Annotated in this window: 18 protein-coding genes, 5 tRNA genes, 1 other RNA gene and 1 pseudogene; 17 read left to right on the top strand and 8 right to left on the bottom strand. The window is 51.0% G+C overall.

Annotated features, from left to right (window positions below):
- Positions 1–46: 46 nt before the first annotated feature.
- From glsA to glmS, 8 genes and pseudogenes are all read right to left on the bottom strand, one after another.
- On the bottom strand, positions 47–1,048 hold the full coding sequence (gene glsA / locus OGX86_RS17070; RefSeq protein WP_032942734.1) for a glutaminase A: 1,002 nt from the start codon (positions 1,046–1,048) through the stop codon (positions 47–49).
- Between the two features lie 119 nt (positions 1,049–1,167).
- A pseudogene (locus tag OGX86_RS17075) lies at positions 1,168–2,449 on the bottom strand (dicarboxylate/amino acid:cation symporter); the annotation flags it as partial.
- Between the two features lie 169 nt (positions 2,450–2,618).
- A complete protein-coding gene (locus OGX86_RS17080; protein ID WP_003831425.1) occupies positions 2,619–2,936 on the bottom strand; it encodes a DUF4387 domain-containing protein in 318 nt (105 codons plus the stop codon).
- The gene (locus tag OGX86_RS17085) at positions 2,933–4,303 is read right to left on the bottom strand and encodes an acyclic terpene utilization AtuA family protein (RefSeq protein ID WP_003022951.1); all 1,371 of its coding nucleotides are present in this window, start codon (positions 4,301–4,303) and stop codon (positions 2,933–2,935) included. The genes OGX86_RS17080 and OGX86_RS17085 overlap by 4 nt, the downstream gene beginning before the upstream one ends.
- Before the next feature lie 3 nt (positions 4,304–4,306).
- Entirely contained in the window at positions 4,307–5,548 is a 1,242-nt protein-coding gene (locus tag OGX86_RS17090; protein ID WP_008784155.1) for a methylaspartate ammonia-lyase, read from the bottom strand.
- Positions 5,548–6,993, bottom strand: a complete 1,446-nt coding sequence (locus OGX86_RS17095; protein ID WP_003831428.1) for a methylaspartate mutase subunit E — start codon at positions 6,991–6,993, stop codon at positions 5,548–5,550. Before OGX86_RS17095 ends, OGX86_RS17090 begins: the two co-directional genes overlap by 1 nt.
- Before the next feature lie 18 nt (positions 6,994–7,011).
- A complete protein-coding gene (gene glmL / locus OGX86_RS17100) occupies positions 7,012–8,400 on the bottom strand; it encodes a methylaspartate mutase accessory protein GlmL (RefSeq protein WP_003831429.1) in 1,389 nt (462 codons plus the stop codon).
- Positions 8,400–8,849, bottom strand: a complete 450-nt coding sequence (glmS, locus tag OGX86_RS17105; RefSeq protein ID WP_003022963.1) for a methylaspartate mutase subunit S — start codon at positions 8,847–8,849, stop codon at positions 8,400–8,402. Before glmS ends, glmL begins: the two co-directional genes overlap by 1 nt.
- Before the next feature lie 1,217 nt (positions 8,850–10,066).
- Between glmS and cydA the strand changes: the two genes are divergently transcribed.
- The 17 genes from cydA to OGX86_RS17190 all read left to right on the top strand — a co-directional run bounded on the left by cydA (position 10,067) and on the right by OGX86_RS17190 (position 20,025).
- Complete coding sequence (gene cydA / locus OGX86_RS17110; protein WP_008784156.1) at positions 10,067–11,635, top strand: cytochrome ubiquinol oxidase subunit I; 1,569 nt, start codon at positions 10,067–10,069, stop codon at positions 11,633–11,635.
- A 15-nt stretch (positions 11,636–11,650) separates the two neighbouring features.
- A complete protein-coding gene (cydB, locus tag OGX86_RS17115; RefSeq protein ID WP_003831431.1) occupies positions 11,651–12,790 on the top strand; it encodes a cytochrome d ubiquinol oxidase subunit II in 1,140 nt (379 codons plus the stop codon).
- Between the two features lie 14 nt (positions 12,791–12,804).
- On the top strand, positions 12,805–12,918 hold the full coding sequence (gene cydX, locus OGX86_RS17120) for a cytochrome bd-I oxidase subunit CydX (protein ID WP_003022970.1): 114 nt from the start codon (positions 12,805–12,807) through the stop codon (positions 12,916–12,918).
- Positions 12,918–13,211, top strand: coding sequence for a cyd operon protein YbgE (ybgE, locus tag OGX86_RS17125; protein WP_048214655.1), 294 nt, complete (start codon positions 12,918–12,920; stop codon positions 13,209–13,211). The genes cydX and ybgE overlap by 1 nt, the downstream gene beginning before the upstream one ends.
- Positions 13,212–13,486: 275 nt before the next feature.
- Positions 13,487–13,891, top strand: coding sequence for a tol-pal system-associated acyl-CoA thioesterase (gene ybgC, locus OGX86_RS17130; protein WP_003831439.1), 405 nt, complete (start codon positions 13,487–13,489; stop codon positions 13,889–13,891).
- Positions 13,888–14,580, top strand: a complete 693-nt coding sequence (tolQ, locus tag OGX86_RS17135; protein WP_003022976.1) for a Tol-Pal system protein TolQ — start codon at positions 13,888–13,890, stop codon at positions 14,578–14,580. The genes ybgC and tolQ overlap by 4 nt, the downstream gene beginning before the upstream one ends.
- A 3-nt stretch (positions 14,581–14,583) precedes the next feature.
- The gene (gene tolR, locus OGX86_RS17140) at positions 14,584–15,012 is read left to right on the top strand and encodes a colicin uptake protein TolR (protein ID WP_003022978.1); all 429 of its coding nucleotides are present in this window, start codon (positions 14,584–14,586) and stop codon (positions 15,010–15,012) included.
- 64 nt (positions 15,013–15,076) lie between these two features.
- Positions 15,077–16,333: a cell envelope integrity protein TolA gene (gene tolA, locus OGX86_RS17145; protein WP_234692232.1), complete on the top strand. Its 1,257-nt coding sequence runs from the start codon at positions 15,077–15,079 to the stop codon at positions 16,331–16,333.
- A 128-nt stretch (positions 16,334–16,461) separates the two neighbouring features.
- Positions 16,462–17,754 carry a Tol-Pal system beta propeller repeat protein TolB gene (tolB, locus tag OGX86_RS17150; RefSeq protein WP_003022981.1) on the top strand — a complete coding sequence of 431 codons (1,293 nt, stop codon included), beginning with the start codon at positions 16,462–16,464 and terminating at the stop codon, positions 17,752–17,754.
- Between the two features lie 34 nt (positions 17,755–17,788).
- Positions 17,789–18,307, top strand: coding sequence for a peptidoglycan-associated lipoprotein Pal (gene pal / locus OGX86_RS17155; protein WP_003022983.1), 519 nt, complete (start codon positions 17,789–17,791; stop codon positions 18,305–18,307).
- A 9-nt stretch (positions 18,308–18,316) separates the two neighbouring features.
- Positions 18,317–19,108: a cell division protein CpoB gene (cpoB, locus tag OGX86_RS17160; protein ID WP_003831441.1), complete on the top strand. Its 792-nt coding sequence runs from the start codon at positions 18,317–18,319 to the stop codon at positions 19,106–19,108.
- 165 nt (positions 19,109–19,273) lie between these two features.
- Positions 19,274–19,349, top strand: a tRNA-Lys gene (locus OGX86_RS17165).
- A gap of 137 nt (positions 19,350–19,486) precedes the next feature.
- Positions 19,487–19,562, top strand: a tRNA-Val gene (locus OGX86_RS17170).
- A 3-nt stretch (positions 19,563–19,565) separates the two neighbouring features.
- Positions 19,566–19,641: transfer RNA gene (locus OGX86_RS17175), tRNA-Lys, on the top strand.
- 45 nt (positions 19,642–19,686) lie between these two features.
- Positions 19,687–19,762: transfer RNA gene (locus tag OGX86_RS17180), tRNA-Lys, on the top strand.
- Positions 19,763–19,794: 32 nt separating this feature from the next.
- Positions 19,795–19,870 (top strand) — tRNA-Lys (locus OGX86_RS17185).
- A gap of 22 nt (positions 19,871–19,892) precedes the next feature.
- Positions 19,893–20,025: non-coding RNA, RtT sRNA (locus OGX86_RS17190), on the top strand.
- The last annotated feature ends 236 nt before the right edge of the window (positions 20,026–20,261 follow it).

Consider the following 20,261-nt stretch of genomic DNA (forward strand, 5'->3'; position numbering starts at 1 on the left):
ACGCATTGATGTAGGTCGGATAAGCGAAGCGCCATCCGGCGTAAAGTTATTTGGCTAAAAAGACATTGGCTTTTGTCGCTTCGGCGACATATTCGATAGTTTTCTGGGCACGAACGCTGTTTCCGGCTTCATCAAGCGGCGGAGAATAGACCGCAATCGCATATTCGCCTGGGACAACGGCAACCATGCCGCCGCCGACGCCGCTTTTCGCCGGGATGCCAACGGTGTACAGCCATTTACCGCTACCGTCGTAAAGCCCGGCAATTGCCATTTCTGCCAGCACCTGCGGAACATATTTCTCATTCAGCAACTGTTTACCGTTGAACGGAGATTTGCCTTTGTTCGCGAGCACGGCACCCATTTTGGCCAGTTGCTCAACGGTGATATCCACCGAGCACTGGCGGGTATAAATTTCAACGGCTTCGTCAGTGTTGCCATAGAAGCTGTTATAGGATTCCATCAGTTTGGCCAGCGCCTGATTGTGCTGGTTGGTTTCCATTTCAGATTTGAAAACCGGTTCGTTCACGGTGAGAGTGGCATCGGCCCAGACGTTCAGGTTGTCGAGGATTTTGTTCCAACGATCGGTTTTGTCTTTGGCTTCGATCAGGCTAACGGTGCTCATGGCCCCGGCGTTTACCAGAGGGTTTTCAGGCGCGCCTTTGGTCAGTTCAACGGCTAAACCTGAGTTGAATGGCATTCCGGTGGCATTGGCGCCAAGTTTATCCAGCACTACCTGAGGACCGTGCTGCTCCATGGCGAGCGCCATGGTGAACACTTTACTCAGGGATTCCATAGGGAAAGGTTTGTTAACATCGCCAACCTGGTAGATCTTGCCGTCCACCGTCGCAATGGTGATGGCAAAATTTTTCGGGCTATAGGTCGCCAGAGCAGGGATGTAGTCGGCGACTTTTCCATCGTTGTTACTTTTGTACTTCTGATGAGCCTGTTCTATCAGCTTGGCGTAGTCGGGCGTGGTTTGCGCGAATGTGGTTGCGCTAAACAAGACGCTGAAAGAAAAGAGACTCACGCCGAGAATTGTTTTATTCATTATGCATTCCTGTTGGTGTTGTTGGGAAAACTATCCTGTAGGCCGGATAGGGCGTTCACGACGCCATCCGGCCTACGATTAGTTGTTGTTCTATTGTCAGGACAAAGCGATTTCCGTTTCGGTAACCGGACGTTCCTGCTCCGGGGACTTCACTGGTGCAGAGCCACGGCAACCCTGGCCGAAGTGTTCACCTTCCCAACGGCTGACAATGGCTGCTCCCATTGCGTTACTCATAACGTTCGTGGCGGAACGACCCATATCGAGGAACGGATCGACACCCATCAGCAGAATCAGACCTGCTTCTGGAATGTTGAACTGGTTCAGGGTTGCAGCGATAACCACCATTGATGCGCGCGGTACGCCTGCCATTCCTTTCGAGGTGAGCATCAGGATCAACAGCATGGTGATTTGCTCGCCCATGCTCAGTTCGATGTTGCACGCCTGGGCAATAAAGACGGTGGCAAATGAGCAATAAGCCATGGAACCGACCAGGTTAAAGGAATAACCGATAGGCAGAACGAAGCTGGCAATTTTTGACGAAACACCGAATTTTTCCAGCTTGTCCAGCGTACCCGGGAAGGCGGCTTCAGAGCTTGAAGTGGTAAAGGCCAGCAGAGCGGGTTCGAGGATTGATTTCGTTAAACGCGCGATGCAAGGCCCGACGATCATCGTAGACAGGCCAATCAGGATCGCCCACAGCATACCCAGCGTCAGGTAGAACTCACCCATGAAGATCCCGGCGCTAACCATCACACCCAGACCACGTTCGGCAATCAGGCCTGAAATAGCGGCAAAAACGGTCAGTGGTGCAAACAACATGACGTAACCCGTCAGCTTCAGCATGACGTGCACCAGTGAATCCAGCACTTTCACGATAGGATCGGCTTTTTCACCAATCGCAGCGAGGCTGCAACCAAGGAAGATTGAGAACACGACGATCTGCAGAATTTCGTTACGCGCCATCGCATCGACAATACTGGTCGGTACCGCGTGTGAGATGAATACTTTCAGCGTGAATGGCTCTGACTTAACGGCGGCAACGGCTCCGACGTCATGTGGCACAAAGTTGATACCTGCGCCTGGCTGGAAGATATTAACGATAACCAGACCCAGTGCAATTGACACCAGAGAGGCGCAAATAAACAGGAAGAAGGTTTTCGAAAATATACGTCCCAGCGTTTTGGCATCGCCCATTTTGGCAATACCTACAACCAGAGTTGAAATAACCAATGGAGCGATAATCATTTTCACCATACGTAAGAATATGGTGGTGAAAATGGAAATGTCTGCTGCATAAGATTTTGCTGTTTCAGCCGCGGCCATATTATTTATGGCCACCCCGGCAATCATGCCGAGTATCAGGCCTAATATGATCATCTTCGTTAAACTAATTTTCTTCATGTGTACTCCATCGGATAAAGGCTGGTAATTGGAATTGTGTAGGGTGGCGTGCGCCTGAACCTGGACAGCAGCTCAGACGCACGCCTGTTGTGACCAACCGCATGAATAATTCGAAGCACTGTGATACAGCTGAATTCTGTGCTCCAATGGTTGTTATTGTGTTTTTTTGTTACAAGTCGAACTCAATACTTAATAATGGAGCGTGTTGCTGCGCACCATAAACATCATTGTCACCGACGTTGCCGGAAATAATATCTCGTGGCATGACGATTTTTACGGCATTCGCTGGATCGAACCAGACGATATTGTGAATGAATTCAGGCTCAACATTATATAAACCGGCAATAAGCTGCGGTGTTAATTGCTCGCAGGCTTTTACCCGCTGATAGTCTTCCCTTGTTTTAAATAAAATATCTAAAACCAGTTCGTACGGTCCGGCGTTTTTGGAACGAATTACTTGCGCCAGTGAACAAATTGAGTGTTTCATGCCTGAACTCCTTCTGGCGTCACCTGTTCAATGTGGAAATCAAAACGCAGCGCATCGCTCGCTTCAATCAGGTGATAGATCGAGAACTCATACACCGGTCCACTCTGAATATCAGATGGCGAGAACGGGAAGGCGAGGTTGCCCGCAGTCGCAATACGATTTTCATAGCCGTAGTGCAGCAGGGTAGAGCGCACCAGCGAGCAAACGCTGTTAGCGATATCCTGCGTTGGCGCAACGACATCCAGTAAAATTCCCAGTTCATGGCCCGCAGTTTTCATCGGCTCATGGTTGCCCATCACACCGTTCTTACCGTAAAGGTGGAACGTCATGCGGATACTGTCGTCATTCAGTGAGAGGTTACGTGCAACGCTTGCCTGTACCTCTTCAAGAATCGTGTCAATCCCGGCAATCATAATAGGGTCACGTGTTCCGGCGATGGTCAGGCAACGGAAGCCAACCTGGCGTGCACCTTCCAGTTTCAACGCATACGGTGTTTCTTCATGCCGTGAACCGCTGACATACACTTCACCCTCGTTAACCTGGGTGAAAGTGCATGCCTTCAGGTTCAGCACACCGCCTGGCCCTGGCAGGAAGTACGGATCTGACTTCTCGTACAGGGTGTGCGCTGCTGCGGAAGTCTCGGTGAACTTACGCTTGGGATTGAACGCCTTCAGCGTAAAGCCGTTATCGTCAATGATTCCCATCGCACAATCTGAGCCGGAGCCAGGGGTGGCGGCAATGGCTGCACACTCAAGGATCTTACCGCAATGAAGCGCCAGACCTTCATCAAAGCCCTGCATAATCGGCAGCGCGGCGAAGCAGGCCGGATCGTAGGCACGTCCGCCCAGGACCACCTGCGCACCGGCTTTCAGCGCACGCTGGAAAGGTTCGACGCCCATCTGCGCGACAATGTAGGTGCTCTCTTCAATGGCCTCGTGAGTCAGTTCAGGCACAAAATCGAGCGCGGTGATTTTGCCGTTATCCAGCGCCTGATGAACGATTTCTTTGTCGACATCAGACGGAATCAGCGCCATTGAGAAAGACAGTTTTTCTTCCTGCGCGATCTCATGGATTATCTGGCGACACCACTCCAGATGCGGAGCTGCACCAGAACCACCGGCTGTGCCGATCACGACAGGGATGTTGTTCTTAACGCCTGCCACAATCATATAGCGCAGATCGCGTTTCACACCGGCCCTGTCAGTAAAGGGTTTACCTGCCCCCAGGTAGTGAGGGCCAGGATCGGAGGAACCTGCGTCAACAGCAATAAGATCCGGTGACTCTTCCATGGCTTTACGAAAACTTTCTTCCGGGAAGCCATAACCCAGGATAGCCGTAGGCGATAAGATCTTAAATGTGCGTGCCATCTCTTAATCCTTAGTTTGCAACAGCGCGATGGTGCGGTTCATTTCGTTAAACACGATGTTGAGACCTTCATCGAAACCCATACCCGGTTTGATCAGCATGCGCATTGGACGCGCGGCCAGCGCGACGTGTACGCAGGTACGAGCACTGATTTCCGTTTCGTTACAGGTACCGCCCTGATAGGCTTCCATTCCGTGTTTGTTGCAATACAGCACTGCATCAACGATGTTGTGAATACCGCCCAGGTCCGGGGTTTTAATCTGCACCATGTGGCAGCTGCCCGCGTCGGTGAAGTCCACGATGTCCTGATAGGTGTTACACCATTCATCCGCAACGATTTTCACGCCGGAACCCAGACGAGTCAGCTCCTGAGTGATCTCGGTTAACATGCGGATCTGATCCGGCTTGTTACCGGCATCAACCGGACCTTCAATGTACAGCGGCAGGCCTTGCGCTTCGGCTTCCAGGCTGGCGATGTATTCGGCGCAACGCACTGGATCCATATCGAAGATCAGACCGATGGTGCCGTAGACATCAATGTGCAGCGTCGGGTGATAGCTTTCGTTGGTGCGCAGGCTCAGGATGCGGTTAGACAACCAGCGGACGTACTCACGCAGTTTTTCACCTTTAAAGCCCAGCTTCTCTTCAACGTTATTGATCAGCGCATGCGGCAGGACATCCACACCTTTGAGGATCATCTTGTCGACGGCGATATAACGGTCGTCGCCGCTCTGACCAAATAACGGAATGGCTTCCGGGACACATGGCAGTTGCCATTCATCACAAACCACTTCGGCTTTCAGACGACCGGTAGCCAGTGCCGCCGCGTCCAGCAGCGCCTGAGACAGACCATAACGTACGGCGGTATGCAGCAGATGGCCGTCAATACGCAGTTCGTCAAAGAAACGGGCGTTGGTCAGGAACGAATCAACGTCACGACCTTCCAGTAACGGCTTGATGTGGTCGTTGAGGAACGGAATGAAGTTTTCAGCCAGGAACAGTGGGTCACGACCGCCTGCACCTGAATATTGCACCGCTGCGCAATCGCCCACAGCTACCGCGCCGTTTTCCAGAATCAGCTGTACGGAAACACATTCACCCGCCTGACGAACAGACGTAAATCCTGGCGTTACCGGATCGCCGGTATAGATAAACCCGTCATGACCGGCGCCGTTTTTGATGGCCTGCTGATCGTCAAAATAAAATGAGGAGTAGCCAGCTGTGAAAAGGGCCTGTTTAATTTTCATTATGGTCTTCCTATTAATTTACTGTGGGATACGGCGTTGATGTCATCAATGACCATCTGGAAAGAAGGCTTGCGACCTTCGAAATGTGCGCGCTCTGCAACGTAGTCGTGGTGCAGGGCGAGAATATCTTTCGGCAGCGGCACGGCACCGGCTTCAAGAATACGGATTGCGCCTGTGTTATCGCGAACAGGCAGGATCTTACCGGCGTTACAGGCGGCAGGAGCGAAAGGCACATCCAGCACGCCAGCTTCAAAGGCCAGCACCGTACCGCGCGCAATGTCGCCATTGCCCAGTTCGAAGACTTTCTTCAATACCGCGCGGACTTCGCTCTTAATCAGGTCAACTTCCTGTTCCACGGCAGCGCACTGCGGGAATTTCTGATCGCTGACCATGTTGAGCATCTGGCGTGACGCTTTCAGACCCTGGGCGTTAGCTGCCGCGGTTGGGATACCGAATGCTTCGTGCGGACTTTTGGTAATGACTTTTGTGGCACCAGACATACCGGCAACCGCTGCGCCCCAGGCGATAACGGAGAAGGCTTTTGCTTCATCTTCCGGGAATCCGCCCATCCACTGGTGGAAAACGGTGCTCAGCTCGTAATCGTCGAAGCCATGGTTATGGAAGTATTCGTGGGACAGTTCACGCAGTGCCTGAATAGCAGCGATATCCTGTGTCAGGCTACCGACCTGGCCGTAACCGACGGTAATAGACTTCACGCCCTGCTCCAGCGCCAGCAGACCTTCGATAATCGCGACTGAGTGGGACATGAACGGCGGGATTAGCGTGCCGGTCAGCGGACCAAACGGTTCACGGTTGATGCGAATGCCGTTCTCTTCGTACAGACCCATCAGACGGTCGCAGTACTGCCAGTCGCGGATGGATTTTTCCAGGGTGACGCGTTTGGCGTAAGGGATGTTGTAGGAGATACCGCCGCCTTCGTAGCTGGTAAAGCCACTGGCCATGGCGATTTCTGCCAGCAGACGCGCATCCGGTGTACCGTGGCGAACCTGGATCGGTTTATCCAGCGATTCAGTCATACGACGGCAGGCAGCAACCCCGTGATTGACGACCGGTAAACCATTCAGCTTGGAAGTACCTGCTTCGATGGATTTTTGGATCCCGACAGCGGCTTCTTCATAGCGGTTCAGACGGGTATAGGCATCGATAGTACTTGGCAGGAGGTCGCACTCTTCCTGCAATGTTTTGAGCAGCGCAATATGCTCATCCATTAATGCCACACCTGCGCGCGGCTGGCTCAGAGTTTTACCTTCCTGATCGGCCTTCAGCAGGGCGAGGGAGAAACGCTTTTTCTCTGGAATTGATTGCTGGTACTTCACGCCATCTTCGAAGTTCTCAACGTCTTTGCCGGTTTCCCAGGTTTGTAACACCTGATGCCTTTCGGTCATGAATTCGTCGTGGGTCAATTTTTTATTTCGAAGTTCCATTCGTAGCTGCCTTAAGTTTTATAGGGTTAAACACTGAATGCTGGTGCGAGCAGCGGCTTGCGGGTACAGCCTGGCGACGTTTGCCAGTAGAGGGAGCAGGCCATTTGAATCGCGGTAATACTCAAACTGATTCGGTAACAGAATTCTTTTACCCTGGTCGTCCAGCTCCCTGTATTTGAGCCAGTTATGGATATCGAACTGGCTGGCGCGAGAGAGCCATCCCCCTGAACCGACGACTTTGCGTACGGTGGTGAGATCGCGACCCATCTGTAAATCCACATTACCCACGCAGGTGCAAACCTGCTTTTTAGTGCCCGCGTGGCGCTCAGCGGCATAGCCCACGCATAAACCTGCCAGCAGGGTGTCGAAATATTTCTCTTCCTCGCTGAGTGGCAGGTAATCCGGTTGCCCAACCAGGTGGCGTAGATAGCGGTAAAACGCTTCCTCGCGCTGTGGCTGCTGGGCGAAGATGACTTTCACCATATCCTGCGTGCTTTCTCCCACCACAACGGCGGAAACGCGCATTCCAAGGTCGCCTTCAACGGTACGTTTGACGAACGGTTCAGGAACACCATGCAGGACGGTATCGGGGGAGAGGGTATTCGCGCTGGCCGAATAGACATCCGTGGTGGCTCCGCCCATATCAATCAGCATGAATTCCTTCCATGCGCTGTCGTAATCGCTAATGGCTTTGACTAACTCATATACCGTCCATGGCGTCGGCATAGGCTCTTCGCCTGTTTCGCCGACGATAACGTCCAGACCTTTGCCTTTGACGATGCGTGACAAGAACACATCGCAAATCGCCTGACGCGCGGCAAACGGATTCGGGTGATCGAGGTCCGGCAGAATGTTGTCTACCGTGGTCAGATCCTTATGTCCCAGAATCGTTTGTATTTCGTCCTGAATGTCCCGGTTTCCGGCGTAGATAATGGCGCAATCAAGCTTTGAGCCTGCCAGCGCGTGTGCATTCGCCAGGCCGTAACTTTCTTCGCCACCGTCTGTCCCGCCGGTAAACAACAGAATGTCTGGCGGTGATGATTCCAGCTCCTGGATGTCATGACGGTTCAGCTTGTACGAATAATATTGCGCGATTTTCGCTCCTGCCGAATGGGCGGTAACTTTTGCCGACTCCAGCGTAATGGAAGGCACCAGCCCCATTGCTGCAACGGCGAGCCCACCTTTCGCTGAGGAGGAGTATTTCAACTGCACTTCACCACTTTTCAGTAACGGGCGAGCATCGGCAACATTCAGCACCTGATTCAGGCTGGCAAAAAAACCGTCTGCCAGATGATGTGTGGTGGTTGGGGTCAGGACATGGTTTACCAGGGTTAATTCCTCGCCTTCATGTGCGAAGAGGGCTGCCTTGGTCCATGTCGAGCCGATATCGACAGAAACTGTTTGCATCAGATGGCCTCTTCCAGGCAACGCTGTTCGAGGCCATTGTGTTGGTGAATATCATTAGTGATAAGCGCGCAAACATCTTCCAGATCGTGGCTGGGGGCGAAGACCCGGTTAAAGCCCATCTCTTTAAACTTCACTTCCACGTCGGCGAAGTCATGTTTACCGACGACCAGGTTGCCGCCGACGTACAGCAGAATGTCGCCAAGGCCGCGTTCGATGCAGCGCTCACGTAGTCCGAGGCAGTCAATGTCGCCATGACCGTAGATAGAGGACACCACGATGGCATCGGCGCCTGTTTCAATCGCAGCATCAATATATTCATCCTGGCTCACCATCACCCCGAGGTTGATTACGTGAAAATCATGAGCAGTAAAAACGCGATCCAGAACTTTATTACCTACTGCATGGCAGTCAGCACCGATGACGCCAATAACAAGTGTAGATTTCTTCATGGGTAATCCTCTGTAGGGCTGATGGTCAATAAGTGAAATTATTTTCTAATATTTAGAACATGGATTGTGACAACCTCTTAATAGGGTTGGAGTTTCTGTGGAAGCGAAAAAGGAAGCAATTGATCTATTTTCAAAATATCCTGAGAAAAATGATTGTTATATTTATCATCTATAAAATCCGTTCATAATCAATGTGATGAGTTATCTTTTCTTAGCTTTGTTTAATTTATTAGGGAATTTGGTAATAAATGACTTGCCATGTTTGTGATCGAAATCTTATTTTGTTATGCGCGCCATTTATGACGTGTTTTAAATAATTTCAAAAATCCCAATTACTAATTAACTTGTGAACGACATAACGGTTTTTTATTTTTTAATCTTATATGTCACAATTCATTTTTGTTAAATTTAGGATAAAAATGATAAGGAAATGTTTGTGGCATATTTAATCTTTGCCACATAAGAGAGGAGGGGGTGTTAATGATAACTTTCAGTGATGATTTAAGCGAAACGTCAGCGTTCTCTCGCAGAACGACAAACGCAATGCATCGGTCATTGTGGAACGTTTTCGCTTCCAGTTGAGATAGTTACATTTCGGTGTTAATTATAAGTAAAATTTAAATGAACAATTTGTATGAAATAACAAATCCATGACTTGCTAAACAAAAAACTGTGAGCTACCCAGCATTAGTGATTCTTTATCTGCTATCAATTTTGTCAGCCGGGCTGGTTAAAAGATCGTGTACATTTAAATAAATATCCTATCATTTGTAGTAACGGCAATTACTCATTGAAAAACATGTTGTTAACATCGCGTTTACTAGTGTCGTGAGTGCTAAACACTATTAACATTAAATTTGAAAATTGATTTAAATCAATGTTTAAAACTTGGAAAACAGCACCAAAAGAGGTTAAATTGCTTCAGATCAAATTGGTCTGAAAGTGGTAAATTAGCTATAAATTGATCACTATCGAAAAATGCAAATTTGTCTCGATAAAAACCTGTTTATTGTAAGGATTTTACGGCGTAATATAATTGCGGGATCAATTTGAGTGTTTTATTAACATGTTTGTAACCTTTCATCATTGTCCTTTCTTCAAATGAGAGGAAAGGGTAGCGGCGGAAGGAAGCAGATAAATTTGTATTGGGGCATGCGTGTGACCCTTTCTAACGGGGTTCACTCTCGGAGTCTTCATGCGATGAGCAAGGAGTCATGATGTTAGATATAGTCGAACTGTCGCGCTTACAGTTTGCCTTGACCGCGATGTACCACTTCCTGTTTGTGCCACTGACGCTCGGTATGGCGTTCTTGTTGGCCATCATGGAAACGGTCTACGTCCTTTCCGGCAAACAGATTTATAAAGATATGACCAAGTTCTGGGGCAAGTTGTTTGGTATCAACTTCGCTCTGGGTGTGGCTACCGGTCTGACCATGGAGTTCCAGTTCGGGACTAACTGGTCTTACTACTCCCACTATGTAGGGGATATTTTCGGTGCGCCGCTGGCGATCGAAGGTTTGATGGCCTTCTTCCTCGAATCCACCTTTGTAGGTCTGTTCTTCTTCGGCTGGGACCGTTTGGGTAAAGTCCAGCATATGTGTGTCACCTGGCTGGTGGCTCTGGGTTCTAACCTGTCCGCGTTGTGGATTCTGGTTGCGAACGGCTGGATGCAGAACCCAATCGCAGCGGATTTCAACTTCGAAACCATGCGTATGGAGATGCTGAGCTTCTCTGAACTGGTGCTCAACCCGGTAGCACAGGTGAAATTTGTTCACACTGTGGCATCTGGTTATGTATGTGGCGCGATGTTCGTTCTGGGTATCAGCTCCTACTATATGCTGCGCGGTCGTGACTTCGCGTTTGCTAAACGTTCTTTTGCTATCGCTGCCAGCTTTGGTATGGCTGCTATTCTGTCTGTTATCGTTCTGGGTGATGAATCTGGTTACGAAATGGGCGACGTGCAGAAAACCAAACTCGCTGCGATTGAAGCAGAATGGGAAACTCAGCCTGCACCGGCTTCCTTCACGCTGTTCGGTATTCCGGACCAGGATGCGCAGGAAAACCATTTTGCGATTCAAATTCCTTATGCGCTGGGCATCATTGCCACCCGCTCTGTTGATACACCGGTCATTGGTCTGAAAGATCTGATGGTGCAGCACGAAGAGCGTATCCGTAACGGGATGAAAGCGTATCAGTTGCTGGAAGAACTGCGTGCTGGTACTACCGACCAGGCCGTTCGTGACCAGTTCAACAGCATGAAGAAAGACCTGGGTTATGGTCTGCTGTTGAAACGCTATACGGACAAAGTTACCGACGCGACCGAAGCGCAAATTCAGCAGGCAACGAAAGATTCTATTCCTCGCGTTGCGCCGCTGTACTTCGCTTTCCGTATCATGGTGGCATGCGGCATTCTGATGCTGGCAATTATCGCGGTGTCCTTCTGGACTGTGCTTCGTAACCGTATCGGTGAGAAAAAATGGCTGCTGCGCACCGCGCTGTATGCGATTCCTTTGCCGTGGATTGCTATTGAATCCGGTTGGTTTGTTGCAGAGTACGGTCGTCAACCGTGGGCGATTGGTGAAGTGTTACCAACAGCTGTAGCGAACTCTTCGCTGACTGCTGGCGACCTCATCTTCTCGATGCTGTTGATTTGCGGCCTGTATACCCTGTTCCTGGTGGCTGAACTGTATCTGATGTTTAAGTTCGCACGCCTTGGGCCGAGTAGCCTGAAAACCGGTCGTTATCACTACGAGCAGTCCACTGTGACTTCTCAGCCGGCACGCTAAGACAGGAGTCGTCAAATGATCGATTATGAAGTATTGCGTTTTATCTGGTGGCTGCTGGTTGGCATTCTGCTGATTGGTTTTGCAGTCACTGATGGCTTCGACATGGGGGTGGGCATGCTCACCCGTTTCCTCGGTCGTAATGATACCGAGCGTCGAATTATGATTAACTCCATCGCCCCGCACTGGGACGGTAACCAGGTTTGGCTCATCACCGCGGGTGGCGCACTGTTCGCTGCCTGGCCGATGGTGTATGCCGCTGCGTTCTCCGGTTTCTATGTGGCGATGATTCTGGTACTGGCATCGTTGTTCTTCCGTCCGGTCGGTTTTGACTACCGCTCTAAGATTGAAGACATGCGCTGGCGCAACATGTGGGACTGGGGCATCTTCATTGGTAGCTTCGTGCCACCGCTGGTGATTGGCGTGGCGTTCGGCAACCTGCTGCAAGGGGTTCCGTTCCATGTAGATGACTACATGCGTTTGTACTACACCGGTAACTTCTTCCAGTTGCTGAATCCGTTTGGTCTGCTGGCAGGTGTCGTGAGCGTTGGGATGATCATCACCCAGGGTGCGACCTATCTGCAGATGCGTACGGTAGGTGAACTGCATCTGCGTGCTCGTGCAACTTCACAGGTTGCGGCGCTGGTGACTCTGGTCTGCTTCGCGCTGGCCGGTGTGTGGGTGATTTACGGTATTGACGGTTATGTTGTGACCTCCGCACTGGATCATCATGCCGCCTCTAACCCGCTGACCAAAGAAGTGGCTCGTGTGGCTGGCGCATGGATGGTGAACTTTAACAATGCACCTATCCTGTGGTTGGTTCCTGCTCTGGGCGTGGTTCTGCCGCTGTTGACCATCCTGACTTCTCGCATGGAGAAAGGGGCATGGGCGTTCGTCTTCTCCTCACTGACGTTAGCCTGCATCATCCTGACTGCCGGTATCGCAATGTTCCCGTTTGTGATGCCATCCAGCACCATGATGAACGCAAGTTTGACCATGTGGGATGCCACCTCCAGCCAGCGTACATTGAATCTGATGACCTGGGTCGCGGCGGTGTTTGTACCGATTATTCTGCTGTACACCAGCTGGTGTTACTGGAAGATGTTCGGTCGCATCACTAAAGAAGATATTGAAAGCAACACCCACTCTCTGTACTAAGTAAGGAGCTTAAAATGTGGTATTTCGCATGGATTTTGGGAACGCTTCTTGCCTGTGCATTTGGGATAATCACAGCGCTGGCGCTTGAGCACGTTGAATCAGGCAAAGCCGGGCAAGAAGATAGCTAATGACCAACATTATCGCGATGGTATACAACGCGATGGACAAGCGCCCCTTGCGGGCGCTTTCATTTGTGCTGGCAATCGTGTTGGCTGGCTGCATATTCTGGGATCCGTCACGTTTCGCGGCCAAAACCAGTGAGCTTGAAATCTGGCATGGTTTCCTGCTGATGTGGGCGGTCTGCGCAGGTATTATTCACGGCGTAGGCTTCCGTCCTCGTGCCGTACACTGGCAGGGTATCTTCTGCCCGCTGATCGCGGATATCGTCCTCGTTGTTGGACTGTTTTTCTTCTTCTTTTGAATAAGAAACATCCTTAAATATTTATGGGCTTGCATAAGCCCATAATTTTTTACTCTCCGTTTACTTTCCCCCATTCCAAAGCACCATTCCCGCGCGTATAGTAGCGAAGTTTGAAAGCACTAACCTTTTGTTGCATTACCGGGATGTACAGTGAAGACAGCGCGATATACAACGACATTCTTGATGCATCGCGGCGGCAAGAACGCGAATCACCAGACGCTTACAAAGGTAAGTAACTGGTGTGAGTGGGCGAAGCCAACAAAGAGGCAGTAGGAATGAATAAGTATATGTTTCGATGGCCGGTTCGTGTCTATTATGAAGATACCGATGCCGGTGGGGTGGTTTACCACGCCAGTTACGTCGCTTTTTATGAAAGAGCACGCACAGAAATGCTTCGTCATCATCACTTCAGTCAGCAGGTCCTGTTGGCCGAACGTGTAGCCTTTGTGGTGCGCAAGATGACCCTCGAGTATTTTGCGCCTGCCCGGCTCGACGATATGCTCGAAGTTCAAACCGAAATTACGTCAATGCGTGGCACCTCATTGGTTTTCACGCAACGCATTGTCAACGCAGAGAACACCGTGCTGAATGAGGCCGAAGTTCTGATTGTTTGCGTTGATCCACTCAAAATGAAGCCTCGTGCGCTTCCCAAGTCTATTGTCGCGGAGTTTAAGCAGTGACTGACATGAATATCCTTGATTTGTTCCTGAAGGCAAGCCTTCTGGTTAAACTTATCATGTTGATTTTGATTGGTTTTTCAATCGCATCCTGGGCCATCATCATCCAACGGACCCGTATTCTTAATGCTGCTTCACGTGAAGCCGAAGCATTTGAAGACAAGTTCTGGTCCGGCATTGAATTGTCGCGCCTGTACCAGGAAAGCCAGGGGCGTCGTGATAATTTGGCGGGCTCGGAACAAATTTTCTATAGCGGATTCAAGGAATTTGCGCGTTTGCATCGAGCAAATAGCCACGCGCCGGAAGCGGTCGTTGAGGGGGCTTCCCGTGCGATGCGTATCTCGATGAACCGTGAACTGGAAACGCTGGAAACGCATATTCCATTCCTCGGCACCGTTGGCTCCATCAGCCCGTATATCGGTCTGTTCGGTACCGTTTGGGGGATCATGCACGCATTTATCGCGCTGGGCGCGGTAAAACAGGCCACGCTGCAAATGGTCGCACCGGGTATCGCAGAAGCGTTGATTGCAACGGCTATCGGTCTGTTTGCGGCAATTCCAGCGGTTATGGCCTACAACCGTCTGAACCAGCGCGTGAACAAACTGGAACTGAATTACGACAACTTTATGGAAGAGTTCACCGCGATTCTGCACCGCCAGGCGTTTACCGTTAGCGAGAGCAACAAGGGGTAAGCCATGGCCAGAACGCGTGGACGAGGTCGTCGCGAACTCAAGTCCGAAATCAATATTGTACCGCTGCTCGACGTACTGCTGGTGCTGTTGCTGATCTTTATGGCAACCGCGCCGATCATTACGCAGAGTGTGGAAGTCGACCTGCCGGATGCGACCGAGTCGCAAGCCGTCAGCAGTAACGACGAACCCCCGGTCATTATTGAGGTTTCCGGTATTGGGCAATACAGCGTGGTGGTTGAGAAAGATCGTATGGATCAACTGCCGCCGGAGCAGGTTATCGCGGAAGCGAAAAGCCGCCTGCAGACCAATCCGAAAACGGTCTTTTTAATCGGTGGTGCGAAAGACGTGCCTTATGATGAAATAATTAAAGCGCTGAACTTGTTACACAGTGCAGGCGTAAAATCGGTTGGCTTGATGACGCAGCCAATCTGATGACTGCGTTTTGCTGGCTTGAAAGATAGCACGTAACAGGCGAACAGTTTTTTGGGAACCGAGAGTGTCAAAGGCAACCGAACAAAACGACAAGCTCAAAAGGGCGATAATTATTTCAGCGGTGCTGCATGTCATTTTATTTGCAGCGCTGATCTGGAGTTCGTTCGATGAGCACATTGATGCTTCAGCCGGCGGCGGTGGCGGTTCGTCCATCGACGCCGTTATGGTCGATCCAGGCGCCGTTGTGCAACAGTACGACAGGCAGCAGCAACAGCAGGCAAGTGCGAAACGTGCTGAAGAGCAGCGTGAAAAGCAGGCGCAGCAGCAAGCTGAAGAACTTCGCGAGAAGCAGGCAGCTGAGCAAGAGCGACTGAAGCAGCTGGAAAAAGAACGTTTAGCCACGCAGGAAAAAGTGCGCGAACAGGCGGAACAGCAGAAGCAAGCTGAAGCCGCCGCAGCGAAAGCGCAAGAGCAACAGAAACAGGCTGAAGAGGCTGCGGCGAAGGCTGCTGCAGACGCGAAGGCTAAAGCTGATGCTCAGGCGAAGCAAGCGGCAGATGCCGCGAAGAAAGCCGCTGCGGACGCACAGAAAAAAGCTGAGGCTGAAGCCGCTAAAGCCGCCGCTGATGCGAAGAAAGCTGCAGAAGCACAAGCTGCTAAGGCAGCTGCGGACGCTGCGAAGAAAGCACAGGCTGAGGCCGCTAAGCAAGCTGCAGCCGAGAAAGCTGCTGCTGAGAAAGCTGAAAAAGCCGCTGCCGCGAAAGCTGCCGCTGCTGAAAAAGCGGCGGCTGATAAGAAAGCCGCTGCAGAAAAAGCAGCGGCAGACAAAAAAGCTGCAGCTGAGAAAGCCGCTGCCGATAAGAAAGCTGCGGCAGATAAAGCAGCTGCTGCTAAAAAGGCTGCGGCCGAAAAAGCCGCTGCAGCCTCTGGCGTTGACGACCTGTTGGGCGACCTGAGCTCCGGTAAGAATGCACCGAAATCGGGCGGTGGAGCGAAAGGAAACGGCCAACCGGCGAAAGATAGTGGTACAAGTGGTGCCAATGGCGGTGCATCTGGCGCTGATATCAGTGCTTACGCATCTCAAATTCGTAATGCGATCCAGAGCCGTCTGTATGGTGCAGATTTGTATGCAGGTAAATCTTGCGTATTACATATCAAGTTAGCACCCGATGGTCTGTTACTGGATGTGACCGAAGAGGGCGGGGATCCGGCATTGTGTCAGGCTGCGCTGACGGCTGCGAAAACCGCCAGAATTCCTAAACCGCCTAGCCAGGCAGTTTATGAAAAAGTAAAAGATGCCAAACTGGACTTCAAACTGTAATAACGCCCCCTGAGAAATCAGGGGAAACGGTCTAAGGTTGAGGCAGAGTTCTGGTAGTTTTGTGTATTTGAGTTTGTTAACATTCTGCTAAATTATCGTGGGCTTTCCGTCCAGATAAGGGAGATATGATGAAGCAGGCATTACGAGTAGCATTTGGTTTTCTGATGCTGTGGGCAGCGGTGCTGCACGCAGAAGTACGTATCGAGATCACCCAGGGGGTGGACTCGGCGCGCCCGATTGGTGTTGTCCCCTTCCAGTGGGCAGGACCGGGTGCTGCACCTGAAGATATCGGTGGTATCGTAGGTGCTGACCTGCGTAACAGCGGTAAATTTAACCCGTTAGACCGTTCTCGTCTGCCTCAGCAGCCCGGTACCGCGCAGGAAGTTCAACCTGCCGCTTGGTCTGCGCTGGGCATTGATGCCGTAGTCGTCGGCCAGGTTACGCCGAATCCGGATGGTTCTTACAGCGTTGCCTATCAGCTGGTTGACACCGGTGGCGCACCGGGTACCGTACTGGCACAGAACACCTATAAAGTGAACAAGCAGTGGCTGCGTTACGCGGGCCATACTGCAAGTGACGAAGTGTTTGAAAAACTGACCGGCATTAAAGGTGCATTCCGTACCCGTATCGCTTATGTTGTTCAGACCAACGGTGGTCAGTTCCCGTACGAATTACGTGTGTCCGACTACGATGGTTACAACCAGTTCGTGGTACACCGTTCTCCGCAGCCGCTGATGTCTCCGGCGTGGTCCCCGGACGGTTCAAAACTGGCGTACGTTACCTTCGAAAGCGGTCGTTCTGCACTGGTTATTCAGACACTGTCTAACGGCGCGGTTCGTCAGGTAGCCTCGTTCCCACGTCACAACGGTGCGCCTGCGTTTTCTCCGGATGGCAGCAAACTGGCGTTTGCCCTGTCTAAAACCGGTAGCCTGAACCTGTATGTCATGGACATTGGTTCCGGTCAGATCCGTCAGGTGACGGATGGTCGTAGCAACAACACGGAACCTACCTGGTTCCCGGACAGCCAAAACCTGGCCTTTACGTCTGACCAGGCCGGTCGTCCGCAGGTATATAAAGTTAACGTCAACGGCGGTGCTCCGCAGCGCATTACCTGGGAAGGTTCGCAAAACCAGGATGCGGATGTGAGCAGCGACGGTAAATTTATGGTAATGGTAAGCTCGGCCAACGGTCAGCAACACATTGCCAAACAAGATCTGGTAGCGGGTGGCGTACAAGTTCTGTCGTCAACGTTCCTGGACGAAACGCCAAGTCTGGCACCTAACGGCACTATGGTAATCTACAGCTCTTCTCAGGGGATGGGATCCGTGCTGAATTTGGTTTCTACAGATGGGCGTTTCAAAGCGCGTCTTCCGGCAACTGATGGGCAGGTTAAATTCCCTGCCTGGTCGCCGTATCTGTGATAATAAATAATTGATTAATAAAGGAATCATTGAAATGCAACTGAACAAAGTGCTGAAAGGGCTGATGATTGCTCTGCCTGTTATGGCTATTGCAGCGTGTTCTTCTAACAAGAACGCCAGCAATGACGGCAGCGAAGGCATGCTGGGTGCCGGCACTGGTATGGATGCAAACGGCAGCGGCAACATGTCTTCTGAAGAGCAAGCGCGTCTTCAGATGCAACAGCTGCAGCAGAACAACATCGTTTACTTCGATCTGGACAAGTACGATATCCGTTCTGACTTCGCTGCAATGCTGGATGCTCACGCTAACTTCCTGCGTAGCAACCCGTCTTACAAAGTCACCGTAGAAGGTCATGCGGACGAACGTGGTACTCCTGAGTACAACATCTCCCTGGGTGAGCGTCGTGCGAACGCCGTTAAGATGTACCTGCAGGGTAAAGGCGTTTCTGCTGACCAGATCTCCATCGTTTCTTACGGTAAAGAAAAACCTGCAGTACTGGGTCATGACGAAGCGGCTTACGCCAAAAACCGTCGCGCCGTACTGGTTTACTAAGAGAATTGCATGAGCAGTAACTTCAGACATCATCTGTTGAGTCTGTCGTTACTGGTTGGCATAGCGGCCCCCTGGGCCGCTTTTGCACAGGCGCCAATCAGTAGTGTCGGCTCTGGCTCGGTCGAAGACCGTGTCACTCAACTCGAGCGTATTTCTAACGCTCACAGTCAGCTTTTAACCCAACTCCAGCAACAACTCTCCGATAATCAGTCCGATATTGATTCCCTGCGCGGTCAAATTCAGGAAAATCAGTATCAACTGAATCAGGTTGTTGAACGCCAGAAGCAGATATTGCTGCAGATGAATAATCTTGGCAGCGGTAGTGCACCTGCGGCGCAATCTGCGGGCGGCGATCAGAGCGGGGCAGCAGCAACCCCTGCACCTGATGCGGGTGCAGCGGCAGCGTCAGGTGCTCCGGTACAAACTGGCGATGCGAATACCGATTACAATGCGGCCATTGCTCTGGTGCAGGATAAATCCCGCCAGGATGACGCGATTGAAGCATTTCAGAACTTCATTAAAAAGTACCCAGACTCAACTTACCTGCCAAATGCGAATTACTGGCTGGGTCAGTTGAATTACAACAAGGGGAAAAAAGATGATGCAGCGTTCTATTTTGCTTCAGTAGTCAAAAACTTCCCGAAATCACCAAAGGCTGCAGACGCGATGTATAAAGTCGGCGTCATCATGCAGGACAAAGGTGATAAAGAGAAAGCGAAAGCCGTTTATCAGCAGGTTATCACTAAATACCCTGGCACTGATGGCGCGAAACAAGCGCAAAAACGCCTTGGCGCGATGTAATGAACACCATGCGACCAGAAATCGTGTTAATTCTGGTCGCGTCGTGTGATTCCTAAGCAGTTGAGTTATTTACATCGAAATTTTTGTTGCGCTAAAATCTGAAATCAGTAATATATGCCGCCGTTGCCAAGGGATATCAAACAGCCCGAAAGCGGCAAAAAAAGTGGGTCGTTAGCTCAGTTGGTAGAGCAGTTGACTTTTAATCAATTGGTCGCAGGTTCGAATCCTGCACGACCCACCAATCGTTCTGGTGGAACGCGATAGTAAAACGTGAAGGATAACGTTGCGTAAGCAACGGCCCGTAGGGCGAGACGAAGTCGAGTCATCCTGCACGACCCACCACTAACTTAGTTAGTAAGTAGTATCCAGCGCAGTATCGGGTGATTAGCTCAGCTGGGAGAGCACCTCCCTTACAAGGAGGGGGTCGGCGGTTCGATCCCGTCATCACCCACCACTCGGGGCGTTAGCTCAGTTGGTAGAGCAGTTGACTTTTAATCAATTGGTCGCAGGTTCGAATCCTGCACGCCCCACCAATTTATTGGTGGCACCGAGTAAAAATTTTCAGGTTATACCCGAGCGGGTCGTTAGCTCAGTTGGTAGAGCAGTTGACTTTTAATCAATTGGTCGCAGGTTCGAATCCTGCACGACCCACCATCCTGAAAGTATAAAGAAGTAAACCCCATACGGGGGCGTTAGCTCAGTTGGTAGAGCAGTTGACTTTTAATCAATTGGTCGCAGGTTCGAATCCTGCACGCCCCACCAGTGTAAAAAGGCGCCCTAAAGGCGCCTTTTTGCTATGCACAGAATTAACGATTCGAACCTGCAGCAGGTTCGGGTCGAACGTAGTGAGACAACGGAGCCGTTTACGGCGACGGCCCGGAGGGCGAGCAAAGCGAGTCATCCTGCACGCCCCACCAGTGTAAAAAGGCGCCCTAAAGGCGCCTTTTTGCTATCTGCGATTTATAAGATTCGAAGCTGCTTGCCTGATGCGCTTCGCTTATCAGTCCTACAGACGACACTATTCACGTAGGCCGGATAAGACGTCAGTCGCCTTCCGGCATTCCTCACACGCAATTATTGTGACTTTCTTACGCCAATCCGCTATCTTGTTTAGCATATAAAACAAATCTAACCGAATACGGCGTGCGTCACG

The organism is Citrobacter sp. Cpo040 (genome assembly GCF_030332915.1).
GTDB classification, from domain to species: domain Bacteria; phylum Pseudomonadota; class Gammaproteobacteria; order Enterobacterales; family Enterobacteriaceae; genus Citrobacter; species Citrobacter portucalensis.